Raw genomic sequence first — 16,325 nt, forward strand, 5'->3', positions numbered from 1 at the left:
TTTCTAGAAAAAGAAGAATTAATAGAACTTTAGTTCAACTAAAATTAGAACTTTTTAACATCATTTTATGTCCTTTTGTTTCATAGTGGTAGTGCATTCAATATGTCATACTATTCTTAGATTATAGTAATTTAATAACTAAAAACTAATTACCAGTAGTATTGTAGATTGCTATAACGATTGTTTATTAAATGAAAAGAAAGGGGTGTTGATAAAGAAGTACTATGATTTTAAACTTTTTAAATCGATGAAAAGAACGGTTTAACAATTGTGAGGGGAAACATACAAATGAAGAAAAGAAGAGTAAAGCTTTCAAAAACTGCAGGTTTAACCATCTCTGCTGCTCTATTATTATCATCTGTTCCATTCAGCTCCCATGCAGAAACATCTCCAGAGACTAAAGTTTTAGCTACTGAGGAAGAGAATCAAAACGTGAAGGAAACTCTGAAACAAGAACCGCAACTTGGTTTTATTTCAGAGGGTGAAACTCGTACCATTACCCTTTTAACAGGTGATGTAGTCACTGTCACAGGTGTTGGAGACGGCAAAACAGTGATTGATGTGAAGCCTACAAATGGCATTGAAGATCGTTCACGTATTATGACAATTAACAATGAAACGTATGTGATTCCCCAACAAGCAATGGAATATGTAGCAGCTGACCAAATTGACATGGATTTATTTAATCTAACCAAATTGCTTCGCGAAGGATACGATGATGCGAAAGAAAAAACAGTACCGGTTATCATGCAGTATGATGAGAACAAAACAGATTCGATGACTTCTGTACCAAAAGCTCCTGTTGGTTCAGAGCAAGTCCACGTGCTAGAAAGTATAAATAGCGTCTCAGTCACTACAAATAAAAAACATGCAAAAGATTTTTGGAAAGCCATTTCAGGAAAATCAAAAGCTTCTGTTTCCAGAACATCTAGTCCTTCTTATCAACTAGGTGAGGGGATCGAAAAAGTATGGCTAGATGAGAAAGTAGAAGCAACCTTGAGTCAAAGTGTACCGCAAGTAGGTGCACCAATTGCTTGGAATGCAGGATACAACGGAAAAGGCACGACAGTCGCTGTACTAGATACAGGGATTGATAAAAACCACCCTGACATTTCAGGTCGATTAGATGAAGCGGTCAACTTTGTGCCTGGAGAAGATATTTCAGATTATAACTCGCACGGCACACACGTAGCTTCCACTGTGTTGGGAACAGGTGCTGCTTCAAATGGTGTCAATAAAGGAGTTGCACCGGGTGCTCGTTTGATCGTAGGAAAGGTACTAGGAAACAATGGATCTGGTCTAAATTCTTGGATTATTGACGGAATGGAGTGGGCATCCCATAAGGCAAAGATTATTTCAATGAGTCTAGGGTCAAGTGAAGCAAGTGATGGAACAGACCCAATGTCTCAGGCTGTTAATCGTTTAAGTGAGCAAACAGGCTCTTTATTTGTTATAGCTGCGGGTAACAATGGTGGTGAAGGAACAGTTGGAGCTCCGGGTGCAGCTGATGCAGCATTAACAGTTGGAGCTGTTTCAAAAACAGATCAATTAGCATCATTCTCCTCTAAAGGGCCACGTATTAAAGACATGGCCATTAAGCCTGATATATCAGCTCCTGGTGTGAGCATAATGGCTGCTCGCTCTCAAGTTGCAGCGTCAGGAAGCGGGATGTATATGTCTAAAAATGGTACATCAATGGCAACTCCTCACGTTGCTGGTGCAGCTGCCATTCTTTTACAACAGCATCCAGATTGGACTGGGCAGGAAATTAAAGATGCATTAATGAGCTCTTCAAAGCAATTACAAGGTCTTACACCGTACCAAACTGGAACAGGACGTCTTGATATTCCAGCAGCTATTAACAACGGAGTATATGCAACTGGCTCTGTATCATTTGGACTTTTTGACTGGCCACATGACGAAAAAGAACCTGTTGTACGCACAGTAACTTATAAAAATGACACAAATACAGATGTAACATTAAATATCGCTTCAACATTCACAGATGCAGCCGGTAAAAAGGCTCCAGAAGGTTTGTTAACGCATTCTAAAGACATCGTAATGATTCCAGCAAAGGGAAGTACGTCAATTAAAGTAGCTGTTGACGTGAGCAAAGGACTGCTTGGAGCACGCTATCAAGGGTATTTAGCAGCTTCTGTAGGTGGTAAAGTAGTTACTCGTACTTCATTGGCTATGGTGAAGGAAGAAGAGCATCATAACTTAACAATTAAAGCAATCGACAGAGATGGTTCACCGAATTTTGCCTATGCTGTTCTTTATAACTTTGAAACAGCTAAACCTCAGTTAGTCAAAGTAAATGGTTCAGTTGATATACGATTGCTTCCAGGTGCGTATTCTGTTACGTCAATCATGGATGTCGACACAAATACAGACCACCAAGGGGTAGCTTTTGTAGGGAATCCAGAATTTGAATTAACAAAAGACCAGACAATTGAGTTAGACGGACGAAAAACCCATGAAATAAAAGTAGAAACGCCAAAGAAATCGGAAGCATCCTTTAGAAGAATGGAGTACACTCGCGTAACAGCAAAAGGTGGAACAGGTGAATCAATTGAATTGCCAAAGACAGTTGATAAAGTATATGCAGCTCCTACGGATAAGGTAGAAAATGGAAGCTTTGAAATGGACGTGCGTTGGAGAATGATCAAGCCAATCCTAACAATGAAACTGAATGGTCATGAGTTTGATGATCTTCCACAAACAGGCAGTACAAATCTTGACGGAACATATCAACTTCCTACTATTTATGCTGGTAAGGGTGCAGCTACTGATTATGAAGGACTGGATGCAAAAGGAAAGGCAGTCGTGATCTATCGTAGTGACAGCGTGAAACCAGCGGAACGAGCACAAGCAGCAATAGCAGCAGGTGTAAAACTGTTAATCGTAGTCAATGACGATCCTCGTGAATCGAGCAATGCCTATGTCCCAGATGCTTACGCAAAAGTTCCTTTAGCGATCACATCAATTAGTGGGACAGAAGGCGAGGCACTTGTAGAAGCGGTACGTTCAGGAGATATAAAATTGAATGTACAAGGAACAGAAAATTCTCCATATTTATATGATTTAATTAAAGTATTTAACGATTCAATTCCTTATGAAGAAACAGTGTATGCGCCACAACCAGATGAATTAGCAAGAGTAGATAGCCGTTACTATTCAGATCGACCAGCAATAGGTACGGAATGGCGTTTTGATTTCCGTCCAAATCGCTCGGTAGATAGAAGACTTAGTTGGGAAGTTATGAACTTACCAGCAGAACGCGAGGAGTGGGTATCAGCCCCTGAAGGATCTACATGGTATCAAAAATCAACGGTAGAGAAGTTTGATCAGTTACGTGACTGGTGGGAAATGCGACATGAATTAAAAAAATATCAACCAGGCCAACAATTGGAAAGTGATTGGTTCAAGCCTGTCATTGAGCCATCGTTTAGCTCCGGATTTATTGCTTCTTATCGTGATAAAACGATGCTATATGTAAGTACGCACCCTTGGGGTGATTCACAAGTAGGACATGCAGGGTTCTTTGGTAATGGAGGTACACATTCTAAGTTGTATCAAGGATCTTCACTTATTGCTGAAAAAGATAGTGAATCAGTAATCGTGTATTATTCAAACTTGATTCCAAAAGAACGTAAACAATATACGATGATATCAGATTCCAAACGTGATCCGAACGTATGGAGTAAATCTACTCAAACACATACCGAATGGACATTCTGGTCAGAATACTCAGAAAATAAACCTATTCTCCCAATGCTAGATTTACATTTTGATGTTAAAACGGACCTAGCAGGTAATGTACCAGCTGCAAGATCAACTAAGCTAAAATTATCAGCTACTCATCTACCTAACGCAGTAGGTGCTGGTACGATTGAAGGAGCAACGCTTGAGGTTTCCTTTGATGAAGGAAAGACATGGAAACAAACGAATCTGAATCGTGAAGGTGAAGATTGGGTTGCAGATATTAAACTTCCTAACAATCCAGGTGGTTCTGCATCGCTACGCGCAAGTGCATGGGATGATGTAGGCAACAGCATTAAGCAAGATGTCATAAAAGCATTTGGCTTACATTAAAAATTGTCCCCTTTAAAAAATTATACTTATGATTTTGAAGGGGATATTTAAAAAAAATAGAAAATAGTAGACTGTTAAATTCTAACTATTTTAGCAACTGATTTACCACGAACTACTGATTTATCATAGTTGGGCCAAATGAAACACTGAAAGACTATTAAGTATTTATTTTAATTTATCTATTTTCGTAAAATTACAACCAGGTTATTCATTTAACATTAATATAATAATTTAGCTAAAAATACAAGAAAATTTAACACAAATCCTCTACTATACTCAAAAAAAGCAAAGCTAAAATTCTCAAAAACATGTTCGTTTGATATATTTTGACGTTAATTCTATGAATCTCTGAAAATATTTAGTTAAAAATCGTAAATTAATAGATTGGGGAAAATGTATGAAAAAGAAAAGAAAAATCTCAAAACATACCGGAATAGCAATATTTGCAGCACTATTGTTATCATCAGTGCCGTTAATCACACATGCAAATACATCATCTGAAGCCTCACAAAATGACTCAGTTCAGCAAATAAAAACCGGAAATGTTGATGAACAGCAAAACCAAGACCCTGTTTTAAGTTCATTTAAAAATGGAGAAACACGGACTATTACATTAATTACGGGTGATGTTGTCACAATTACAGGCGTAGGCGATGGAAAGACAACAATTGATATCACGACTGCAAATGGTGAAGAAGATCATACAAATATCATGACAATTAATAAAGAAACATTTGTTATTCCAGAACAAGCAATGCCGTATTTAGCAGCAGACAAGCTAGATAATGATCTGTTTAATATTTCTAAACTTTTGAAAAATGAGTATGATGATGCAAATCAGAATACGATGCCACTCATAGTACAATACAAAAAAAGCAAAACGCGTGCAATGACTACTGATTCGATTCCTGAAGCACCAGAAGGTTCTACTCAGACTCATATTTTAGAGAGTATTAACGCTGTATCGCTAACTACAAAGAAATCAAAAGCAAACGACTTTTGGAAATCAGTTAAATCTGGTATCAATACAAAATCAAGTAAAACAAAAATGACGAATGAACAAGTAGAAAACGGAATCGACAAAATTTGGCTTGATGGAAAAGTAGAAGCAACTTTAGATAAAAGTGTTCCACAAGTTGGTGCGCCAACTGCTTGGTCGTCTGGATTTGATGGAACAGGAACAAAAGTAGCTGTCCTTGATACAGGTATTGATAAGGACCATCCAGATATTTTAGGGCAGTTGGATGAAGCAGTTAGTTTTGTTCCGGGTGAAGATACAAGGGATTACAATTCTCATGGTACCCATGTTGCTTCCACTGTACTTGGAACAGGTGCAGCTTCAGGTGGGAAATTAAAAGGAGTAGCTCCAGGTTCTCATCTTCTAGTAGGGAAAGTTTTAGCGAATAATGGGTCAGGTCAAGATTCCTGGGTTATTGAAGGAATGGAGTGGGCTGCACACCATGCCAAAGTCGTTTCAATGAGTTTATCATCACAAGAGGCGAGTGATGGAAAAGACCCTATGTCTCAAGCTGTCAACCGTTTAAGTAAGGAGACAGGTGCATTGTTTGTCATTGCTGCAGGGAACAGAGGTGGCGAAGGAACAATCGGTTCACCAGGTGCGGCAGACGCTGCCATTACAATAGGCGCTGTATCGAAAACAGATCAGTTAGCATCTTTCAGTTCGAAAGGACCTCGTATTGGGGACTTTGCCCTTAAACCTGATCTATCAGCACCTGGGGTCGATATTGTAGCAGCTCGATCTCAATATGCATCGTCTGGAAGTGGCTACTATTCGTCCAAAAGTGGTACATCAATGGCAACACCTCACGTAGCCGGTGCAGCAGCGATTATTTCACAAAGGCATCCGGAATGGACTGGTCAACAGATTAAAGATGCATTAATGAGCTCAACAGTTCAACTAAAAGGACTGAACCCAACTCAATATGGAACAGGTCGTTTAGATATTCCGGCAGCTCTTGGGAATATTCGTTCAACAGGTTCTGTATCATTTGGATTTTTTGATTGGCCTCACGAGGAAAAGACACCTGTTGAACGAAATGTGACATATTACAATGATAGCGATAAGGATGTCATATTGGATCTTTCTATTTCATTTACAGATGCAAATGGTCAACCTGCTCCTAATGGATTGATTAAGCAATCTGCAGACAAGGTAACGGTTCCGGCAAAAGGAAATGCAACTGTCCAATTATCAGTTGACGTAAGTAAAGGAACTTTAGGGGCTACGTACCAAGGTCAACTATCAGCAAGATTAGATGGAAAAATTGTGACGCATACGGCAATGAACATGACAAAGGAAAGTGAGCGTTATAACCTTACAATAAATGCAATTGATCGGGACGGATCTCCGAACGTTGCTTATCCTTATGTTTATAATTTGGAAACTGGTACCTATCAGCAAGTAGCAGTGAACGGAACCAAAACTTTACGTTTACCGCCGGGTACATACTCTATTATGTCAATAATGGATGTTGATAAGAAAACAGACCATCTTGGCGTTGCGCTTGTGGGGAATCCAGAATTTGAATTGAAAGAAGATAGTACATTGGATTTAGACGGGCAAAAAGCCAACGAAATAAAAGTAAAGACACCAAAGGAATCAGAATCTTCATTTAGAAAAATGGAGTATACACGATTGACTGCAAATGGTGGTATAGCTCAAATGCTTCAACTTCCGAATACAGTAGATAATGTTTATGTGGCTCCAATCAATGAAGTAAAGTCTGGTAGTTTTGAAACAGCAACTCGCTGGCGAATGGTCAAGCCTATTTTAACGATGAAATACAATGGGATCGAACTAGATGATTTCCCTCAGCTAGGAAGTACAAATCTTGATGGAACGTATCAATTAGATACCGTCTATGCAGAAAAAGGTGCAGCTGAAGATTATAATGGACTAGACGCAAAAGGAAAAGCAGTTATTATTAAACGAAGCGATGAGGTTGATGAATTTGACAGAGCAAAAGCAGCAATAGCGGCTGGCGTAAAATTACTAATTGTAGTGAATGACAAACCACAAGAATTAATTGAACCTTATGCAACGAATGCTTATGCAAAAATTCCTCTAGCTGTCACAGCCATCAGTGGTACTGAAGGAGAAAAGCTGATCGCTGAAGTACAATCAAATGATCTTAAATTAAATGTAAAAGGGACAGCAAATACACCATATTTATACGATCTTGTTAAGGCATTTAATGGTTCAATCCCAGACAATGAAATCGTTTATGCTCCAGAAGTAAGCGATTTAGCAAGAGTTGATAGTCGTTATTACTCTGATCGAAAAGCACCTGGAGCGGAATGGCGCTTTGATTTCCGCCCAACTCGTTCACTAGACAGAAGACTTGCTTGGGAACCTATGAGTTTTCCAATCGAACGCGAAGAGTGGGTATCTGCTACAGAGGGCTCAACTTGGTATCAAAAAGCTTCTGTCACAGACAACGAATGGGAAATGAGAGATGAAGTTGTTAAATACAATCCAGGTGAGCATTTAGAAAGCAATTGGTTTAAGCCTGTTGTACGTCCGTCATTTGGTACAGGATTTTTTGCCCCGTATCGTGAAGGTAACTTTATCTATTTAAACACACCGGCGTGGGGAGATGGTGAATTCGGACATGCTGGTTTCTTAGCAGGGACAATAGACGATACAACTTCAAGTTTATATCAAGGTACTACGCTTATTCGTCAAATGAAAGGTGCATCATTAAATACTAACAAATCAATTCCACAAGAACGCACTCAATATAAACTAATTGAGGACTCACAACGCGATCCAGCACGCTGGCATACCTCTACGCAGACGCACACAGAATGGACATTCTGGTCGGAGTTTGAAGCAAAACGTGTTACAATGCCGTTACTTGCTTTAAACTATGACATTGATACAAACTTAGCGGGCGATGTAAAGGCAGGAAGCTCTACTAGACTAAAGGTTTATGCTTCACATATAGACGGAGCAAAAGGTGCCGGTCACATCGAGGGAACAACTCTTGAAGTTTCGTTTGATCGTGGAAAAACATGGGAAGCTGTAACCTTAACTTCTGAGGAATCTGGTTGGGTAACAAAATTAAAACTCCCTAAACTGCCAGGAGGTTCTGTTTCACTTCGTGCAAGTGCATGGGATGATGCAGGGAATCGCATTAAGCAAGATGTAATTGATGCATTTGGTTTACGCTAAAATACAAAAAATCATACGAAAAAGGTCCTATCCGAAACAGAATACTCTCTGTTTGGATAGGGCTTTTTTGTAATTAACCAATCACTAAAATACTAAATCTAGTAAAACAAAGCACCCCTAGAAAATTGATTTTCATACCATCAAATTTTTGGCATAGAGCATCTATTAAGTCACAATGGGTGTAATATTAACGGAATTATCAGGAAACTATTGTGGATTAAGATGACCTTGTATATATTTAAAGTACAATATGACCGAACGATTGCTCATATTCAGATGAATTTTATTTAAAAAGTTATTAAGGAGGATGAATGATGGAGGAAGTAATTGAAAAAGCAATTCAAGATATCTACCCAGAAGATTTTGCTTGGTGTTATGGATGTGGTCGATTAAATAAAGATGGTCATCATCTTCGCACTGGTTGGCAAGGTGATAAAACGGTTACGATCTTTACACCGGAATCAAAGTATATGGGAATTCCAGGTTTTATATATGGTGGATTGATAGCTTCGTTAATTGATTGTCATGGGACAGGCTCTGCCTCTCTTGCTTTACACCGTAAGAATGGGAACGAAATAGGAGATGGCACAGCACCACCTAGATTTGTAACCGCTTCCCTTAATGTGGAATATCTTAAACCAACTCCCCAAGATGTACCACTAAAAGCAATTGGCACTGTTGAAGAAATCCATCCTAAAAAATGGAAAGTTCATACAGAATTATTTGCAAATGATATCCTTTGTGCTCGTGGAGAGGTAGTTCTTGTTGTAATGCCTAGCACATTTTTAAAATAAAAACCGTTTAAATAAAATATTGTCTTCCAAAGGTAATTTTAAAGAACCAAAATGCAAAAACTCGCCAAGATTGAAGCGAGTTTTTGCATTTTTATATGCCAACTGATATGTCAAAACATTTGTTATTGCGGCTTTAAATATCTGGAGATTAATTCAAAATGGACCCGTGGTCTTAACAGATTTTATCAACAGACTCTTTTATTTAGGTTCTTTAAGTATTTTGCTAATTCCGTTTTTTGTAGGCGTATCTCTGCCTATCAACCAGCGTACTAAAGGAACTGCAACTAGCACCATGATAAAAAGGCGGAATGTTTGCATTGCAAATATTAATGTTGTATCGGCTCCGCTACCAAAAGCGATGGCCATCACAGCATTAATGCCACCTGGTGTTGTCGCCAAGTATCCGGAAAGTAGATTAAGATGGACAAACTTTGCGAGAACCAAACCGAAAGCTCCACAGCCGATTATGAGTATGAGAACAAAACTAGTAATTGCTGGTAACAATCGTCGAGCTCGTCCTAAGGTTTCTCTATCGAAACGCAATCCAATTTGAAGACCAACTAAAGTAAATGCCGGTTCACGTATCAATTCGGGTGGGGTAAGCCCTTGAAATGGTTTCAATATACTCAAAACAGACCCAAGTATCAATGGTACGATCAAAGCCCCTGCGGGAATACGGAAACGCTTTCCTAACCATGCTCCCAGTATAGCAATAGATAATGTGAAGATACACCCCGCAAGAATTGGACCTGTGGCCTCGATTTCCGTTGGCCCTGCATGTTCATAGTTACCAGTAGGTAACAGAACTAGTCGGACAAGAAGGGGTGTGATAAATACTACTAAAAAGAGACGAACAAATTGCATGAAGGCTACAAGTCGGCTGTCAGCTTTAAGATCATCACTCGTAGCTATGACTCCTGCCGAACCACCTGCAATCATCCCCAGGGTAGAAGTTGCTAAATCAGTTTTGGTCACACGAGCAAAAACAAGTCCAGTTATGACACTTAGCACTAAAGTGGCTCCTGTTACAATAAGTACGATCGGCCAGGCATTTTCTAGAGAGGCAATTGATGATGGGTTAAAGTAAGTACCTAAAAGTACACCTGTAATCGCTTGAGCTACTGTAAATACACCGGATGGAATTACTGTACTAAAACGATTAAAAGGCGTGAACGCCACTATTATCCCAACAAGAAGTGCAGCAAATAAATGGGGTGAAGGAAACCCCTGATCTTCAAGCACAGTGCCGATAAGTAATGTACCTGCTATAATACCAACCCAAATTGTCAATATTCCTATCCAGCGTCGATCTTTCATAACCTTCTTTCATTCCTTTCATCCTTTAGTTATTTTCTTAAGGAAATCAAGCTTGTATACCGGTATTTCTGCTTTTGCAAATTCATTTGAATAAATACCCGATGTTGTCTAACCGCCGTAAAAATCTTAACTAAGTAGAACTCTATCATAAACAATGTTATCCAATATTAAAATTCCCTGTTTTTTTATTAAAAATTACTTATACTTGATGCTCTTCTTCAATAAACTTTCTAAATTTTTTCCCAGGTTAAACTTCTAAAAAATTCAAAGTATTAAAAGTATCGGTTCTTTAATTCATGCTTATTCAGATTAGGAATATTTAATTTAGAATCAAATTTTCATTTAAGTTTAATTTTATTTTTATTTTACTTTAAGGGATCTCCGCTATAATTCTCTTTTATAGGGCAAAGAAAAAAGGGGAGTGGATTTATTCTTTAAATTTGGTTTTAATTTTGTCCAATAAATAGGGTGTAATTTTATGAAAAATGTAAAATACGCGATTAATTATAAGTCAGTTAATCACCTAATCAATTGCATATTAAAATACGACAGAAGAAATTGCCCAGGTTAAATATTGATCAACTCCATTAGAAAATTTATTAGAAAATATAACAAAAGAGGGTAATATAATGAAAAATATTCGAGAACAAGTATTAGCTATTTTGACTGATTTATGTAATACAGAAGAAATAGTAGAAAATCCGGAAGTACTTTTATTTGAAGATGGTTTGTTAGATTCATTTGGAACTGTTAGCTTACTAGTTGAGATAGAAGATAAATTAGGGATAGATGTAACAATTTCTGATTTTGATCGCGATGAATGGTCTACACCAAATAAAATTATATCAATTTTAGAAACTATGGCTGCTTAAAATAATGAATTTTAGAAAAAGCTTCCGAACACTCAAATTTTGTGTTCGGAAGCTTTTTCTTTGGACTATACTTAATTTCATATACACATTTTGTTCATTCTCAATCAGCTAACCACAAAGGTTTGACATTATTTCTAAACTTTTTCTTTACTGTGCAAGAAAGATTCCATTGCTTGATCCACATAAACCCAACCCTTTAAGCTTAAATGAAGCGAATCGCTGAAAAAATATTTATCATATTCATGGTTCGTTAAGTCTTCAACTTTAAATCCAGAATCACGAATTTCTTTAGATACTTTTTTATAATATAAAGTACGCTCTTCTTTTTTAAAACCAATGTAATCATAAAAGTACCCATTTACTGGAATAGATACGAAAAGTGGTTTCGCGCCAGCACTTTTTAATAAATCTAATTCCAGTTGTAGGTCCTTATATTCAGGTGATTCTTTATAGGAAAGTGTAGACTTAGAGTTTTTTAATTGATTAATTTTATTAGCAAAATGCAATGTATAAATACTGTTTCTAATATAAAATGGATTATTGGTTGCTGTTTTCTTTCCTTCTTTTTCTGCAATTGCCATCAGCTCTTTATATGATTTATTTTTTGAAGTTGAGTAATTATTTATATTAAATTTACTGATAAAATTAAATTTTGATGTAAGTACATCTTGTTTATTTATAATTGATAAATAAGGATTAACTAAATTATTAGTAATTAGTTTATTAGTCAGTTTTTCTGTTTTCATTCCAAGTGCTTGCCTCATCAAAGTCGTAAGCATTTTATCATTTCTAACTATTGAATAATCAAGTAATCGATTAATTGCTCTTTTTTTGATATCAATAGGGATTTTATTATTATTTGCTAATTCAATTGCTTGTAACTTTGAAAAATTCGGGTCAAAACGTTGTTCATCTAATCCTCTTTTATTAAACCATTGAGGTGAAATGATAAAAATTATCTGTTTCCCTTTTAAACTTGAATAGTTAGCAGATAAACTAAGGAAATGTATTAATGATTGAGTTCCTCCTCTTCCAATTAAGAAAGGTGTATATTTTGGATCATATACCTTAAAATAATTTGAAGGATGAAACTGATCAAATCTTGAAAGTTCAGACGAACCATAGATTGGTATAATAGTAGGATCTTTCATAACTTGTCTTTGTACTGTAATACCTTGGAAAACAGCAGGACTAAGTGAGCTAGATAGATGCTTAGCTGTTCGATTTGTAACTAATGTAGATAACCATTGATTTGGAATGGTAAGTATTAAAATAACAACTATAAAAGCCAAAAATATTGGACCGAAAGTAGGTTTTTTCATATATAACCCCTCATTTGATATCTATTTATTTGTTTTAGAATAAAGTTCCTGAAAAAATTAAAAAGCCAAAACAAATAAAGTGAAATGTAATAATTATTGAAAGTATATCTGTGAATTTTGTTCGAGGAATTAATTTCTTTTCTTTATTTTTCCTTTCAAATAGATCATAGCAAATAATTAAAATAGCATGGTAAATACCATAAACAATGAAATGCAACGCTAGTCCATGCCAAAGACCCATTAAAAAAAATAAGGTAAAGTAAGAAATATACGAGATTACATATCGATTTTTTATTATTTTCTTTTTTTGCAAGAAAAAAACTAGCCTCATATAAACATAATCTCTAAACCAAAATGATAATGTCATATGCCAACGATTCCAAAAATCTTTAATATTTCTACTTAAAAATGGTTTATTAAAGTTCTGTGGTGTTTGAACACCTAATAAAAAGCTAACTCCGACTGCAAAAGCACTATAACCTGCAAAATCAAAGAATAAATAAAAACTATATGCATACATGTATAATAGTTTTAATACAAATAGGTCTTCATGTAAGTAGACATTTGAAATAATATACAAATTGATCGCATGAGCAATAATATACTTATAAAGAAACCCTCGAAATATTAAGTTGATACCATTAAATAAAAACCGCTTATATTCTCCAGCTTCAAAGCTATTCTTAAAATCCTTCTCAAACCTACGATATCGATCAATCGGACCAGACGTAAAAGTCGGGAAGAATAAAAAGAACTGTAGAAACTCAAATACTGTTAACGATTTAATTAATCCATCCCTTATTTCGATTAGTAATTGAATTGTTTTGAAAGTTACATAGGAAATACCCAAAAATCCAATTATTGATTTTGAAATAAAAAATGGCTGAACCTTTGTTAAAATTAAAGGTAATAACGTTAAAGCAATTAAAAAATAAAAAACACGAGGATTATTATATTTCTCACGATATTTTCTATAGTTAATGACCAATACTGATTGAAAAATAGTAAAACATATAAAAAATAACAACTGTTTTACATCATCTTTAAAAATAAGTAAAATAAGTGTCCATCCCACTAGAGTACTGTAAAATGTTATCTTTTTTCCTCTTAGCCCACAAATAATAATTGGTAAGAATAATAACATCAATATTATAAAATATAGTAAATTTCCGTATGGTGTCATTTGAATACCTCTATAAATATTAGTTTATAAAATTAAAATTCATTATAAATAAATGTAGATGAGCCAGAGGAATTACAAATGTAAAAATAGATTAGCAATATGATGATCATCAAATAATAACTAGTTTTAAAAAACCATTGAAAAATCATCGCATTTTTAAAAACTCGATTTGTTTTCTTTTCTTTCATAATTATTTCCACCTTTAACCAGGATAAATTTAAGTTTAAAATTGAAGGTTTACTTTGTTTAAACGTACGTGAAATGTATAGCATTGCTATATAATAGCACAGTAAAAAAACAAAAAAGATTAATTTTTTTTAATAAATTTCACTATAATTTAATGATTGGCTATAAAATTCATTATTCATTTTTAAAAAGGCATTTTTTTGATATGTAGAAGTATTTAATAATTAAATTGTTTTAATCAAATTTATAGTGAATATTCATAATAGAATCTGCGAAATTTAATTTAAAAAATATATAATGATTCCATAATATGTTTTTAAATTGTGTAACAAAAGAAGGGTGGATCATTAAAAGTGATGCAGCAACCAAAAATACTTGTAGTTACTTCTAGTTTCGGAAATGGTCATAAACAAGTTTCCAAAGCTTTAAAAAGTGAATTTGAAAATCATGATTTAAAAAATGTAACTATTATAGACTTATATGACGAAGCGTATCCTACTTTAAATACATTCGCGCAGCAACTCCACATAAATATGTTCAAACATGCACAGACAGTATACAAATGGTTCTTTTACGGAACTGAAAAGCTTTATAATTTATCTATAATTGATAAGCTTTTAGAATTAAGTGGAAAAAAAATAAAAAGCATACTTCAAATTGAGAAACCAGACATCATTGTTACTACTTTTCCAGTAGAATCGGTAGCCAAATGGAAGAAAATATCAGGTCATCCTTGTAAACTTTATACTGTAATAACTGACTATTATATCCATCGTTCTTGGATTAACGATGAAGTAGATCGATACTATATTGCTACTGAAGAATTATTGCCACAACTGTCAAGATTTGGTGTACCTTTTTCAAAAGTATTAGTAAGTGGCATACCCATACGAGAAGAATTTAGAAAAATAGAAAGGAGTAAACTAATAGTAGACGAGCACCAAACTAATTTAAATTATCGAATATTAATTGTTGCTGGTGCTGTAGGGGCTTTGAAAGATGTAAAAAAAATAACCCAGCAGCTTTTAAATGATGAGAGACTAAGTGTAAAAGTTGTCTGTGGAAATAACCGAAATCTATATAAGAGTCTTATTACCAAAGTAGAAGTATACAATGGTAGACTTCAGGTGTTTGGTTATGTAAATGATATTTATAATCTATATAAAGAAGCAGATTTACTAATTACTAAACCAGGGGGGATAACACTTTCAGAAAGTATAGCATGTAGTTTACCTACAATTTTGTACCGACCAACACCTGGACAAGAAAGTGAAAATTCCCGTGTTTTTGAAAATGTAGGGGCCTCACTCACTGTAAAAACTATAAGTGATTTAGTGGATTATGTAGAACAAATACTTGAAAAGCCATATTATTTATTTAACATGAAAATATCACTAATGAACTTATATAAAGGTTTTAGTTCTCAGTTAATCGTTAACGATATTTTTGAAGGAATATCATAATATTAATCAAAAGAAAAATAGAGAGTAATTACTCTCTATTTTTCTTTTGATAATGAAAGGATTCCCTCATCAATCCGTACAAATATAAAATTCCTTTTTTTACAATTAGTAAGAAAATCTTCAAGCGCATTGTTTTCGTTCATATTGCCTTTCTTTATAACGCTGAAAATACCAGATTGCAGTACTAATCCAAAATCCTCCAGTAAAGTAACCAGCAATTACATCGCTTGGAAAATGAACACCTAAATAAATTCTGCTTATTCCAATTAAGAGAATCATTATTAAACTTGTTATTATCAAAAGAGAACGCCCAGATTTTGTACGAATATTTCTCCACAATATAAATGTTAAGATTCCATAAACTGTCATTGCGTTAGTTGCATGCCCACTTGGAAAACTATATCCACTTATTTCAATTAAACGGTGTAAATCAGGTCTTGCCCTATGAAAAAAGAGTTTTAATAAAACACATAGAATATTTGAGCCAATAAGAGCAGCAATAAATAATATTAACTCAGAACGGTGATTTAAAACTTTATAAAGAAAATATAGAATGCTAATAGAAAGTAGAATGATAAATACGCTTGAACCTAAAAAAGTTATTATTTTCATAAAAGATGTTATGACCGGTGATTCAAGTCCTTGTATTAAGTTAATAACTGTACTATCAAAATGATATATACTATGATTGCTCACTAGTAATGCCATGAGTCCGAAACCAAAAAGTGACAAAAGACTTATTAAAAAAGCAATGGACAAAGAATACTTTAAATTCATTTAAAAATACCTCAAATTTACAAAGTTGTTATTGAATTTTACTAGTTAACAATTAAATCATATTCTATTAGAGTTAAGATACTATCATATCCATTCCGTCTCACTTATATGTCATAATTTT

At 34.8% G+C, this 16,325-nt stretch carries 10 protein-coding genes; 5 read left to right on the top strand and 5 right to left on the bottom strand.

The features are described 5' to 3' along the window. Positions 1-288: 288 nt before the first annotated feature. The 3 genes from ACFVRR_RS13910 (at position 289) to ACFVRR_RS13920 (ending at position 9,084) form a co-directional block, all read left to right on the top strand. The gene (locus ACFVRR_RS13910; protein WP_387329405.1) at positions 289-4,095 is read left to right on the top strand and encodes a S8 family peptidase; all 3,807 of its coding nucleotides are present in this window, start codon (positions 289-291) and stop codon (positions 4,093-4,095) included. A gap of 397 nt (positions 4,096-4,492) precedes the next feature. After that, the gene (locus tag ACFVRR_RS13915) at positions 4,493-8,290 is read left to right on the top strand and encodes a S8 family serine peptidase (RefSeq protein WP_387329408.1); all 3,798 of its coding nucleotides are present in this window, start codon (positions 4,493-4,495) and stop codon (positions 8,288-8,290) included. Positions 8,291-8,604: 314 nt separating this feature from the next. Next, positions 8,605-9,084 (top strand): PaaI family thioesterase, encoded by a 480-nt coding sequence (locus ACFVRR_RS13920; RefSeq protein ID WP_387329410.1) that lies wholly within the window; start codon positions 8,605-8,607, stop codon positions 9,082-9,084. Between the two features lie 198 nt (positions 9,085-9,282). Here ACFVRR_RS13920 and ACFVRR_RS13925 read toward each other — a convergent pair whose 3' ends face one another. Continuing rightward, positions 9,283-10,401: an AbrB family transcriptional regulator gene (locus tag ACFVRR_RS13925; protein WP_387329413.1), complete on the bottom strand. Its 1,119-nt coding sequence runs from the start codon at positions 10,399-10,401 to the stop codon at positions 9,283-9,285. A 629-nt stretch (positions 10,402-11,030) separates the two neighbouring features. Between ACFVRR_RS13925 and dltC the strand changes: the two genes are divergently transcribed. Beyond that, on the top strand, positions 11,031-11,273 hold the full coding sequence (dltC, locus tag ACFVRR_RS13930; RefSeq protein WP_387329416.1) for a D-alanine--poly(phosphoribitol) ligase subunit 2: 243 nt from the start codon (positions 11,031-11,033) through the stop codon (positions 11,271-11,273). 134 nt (positions 11,274-11,407) lie between these two features. Here the strand turns inward: dltC and dltD are convergent, their stop codons facing one another. The 3 genes from dltD to dltX are packed head-to-tail and all read right to left on the bottom strand — an operon-like array spanning position 11,408 to position 13,966. Next, complete coding sequence (gene dltD / locus ACFVRR_RS13935; RefSeq protein WP_387329419.1) at positions 11,408-12,595, bottom strand: D-alanyl-lipoteichoic acid biosynthesis protein DltD; 1,188 nt, start codon at positions 12,593-12,595, stop codon at positions 11,408-11,410. Between the two features lie 34 nt (positions 12,596-12,629). Beyond that, positions 12,630-13,778 (bottom strand): D-alanyl-lipoteichoic acid biosynthesis protein DltB, encoded by a 1,149-nt coding sequence (gene dltB / locus ACFVRR_RS13940; protein ID WP_387329421.1) that lies wholly within the window; start codon positions 13,776-13,778, stop codon positions 12,630-12,632. A 32-nt stretch (positions 13,779-13,810) separates the two neighbouring features. Beyond that, positions 13,811-13,966: a teichoic acid D-Ala incorporation-associated protein DltX gene (gene dltX, locus ACFVRR_RS13945; RefSeq protein WP_387329424.1), complete on the bottom strand. Its 156-nt coding sequence runs from the start codon at positions 13,964-13,966 to the stop codon at positions 13,811-13,813. 354 nt (positions 13,967-14,320) lie between these two features. On the opposite strand from dltX, the gene ACFVRR_RS13950 reads away from it, so the two are divergent. Further along, positions 14,321-15,427, top strand: coding sequence for an MGDG synthase family glycosyltransferase (locus tag ACFVRR_RS13950; protein WP_387329698.1), 1,107 nt, complete (start codon positions 14,321-14,323; stop codon positions 15,425-15,427). Between the two features lie 120 nt (positions 15,428-15,547). On the opposite strand, the gene ACFVRR_RS13955 is transcribed toward ACFVRR_RS13950, so the two are convergent. Further along, positions 15,548-16,204 (bottom strand): phosphatase PAP2 family protein, encoded by a 657-nt coding sequence (locus tag ACFVRR_RS13955; protein WP_387329427.1) that lies wholly within the window; start codon positions 16,202-16,204, stop codon positions 15,548-15,550. Between the last annotated feature and the right edge of the window lie 121 nt (positions 16,205-16,325).

This window comes from Gottfriedia sp. NPDC057948 (assembly GCF_042887255.1).
Taxonomy (GTDB): Bacteria; Bacillota; Bacilli; order Bacillales; family Bacillaceae_G; genus Gottfriedia.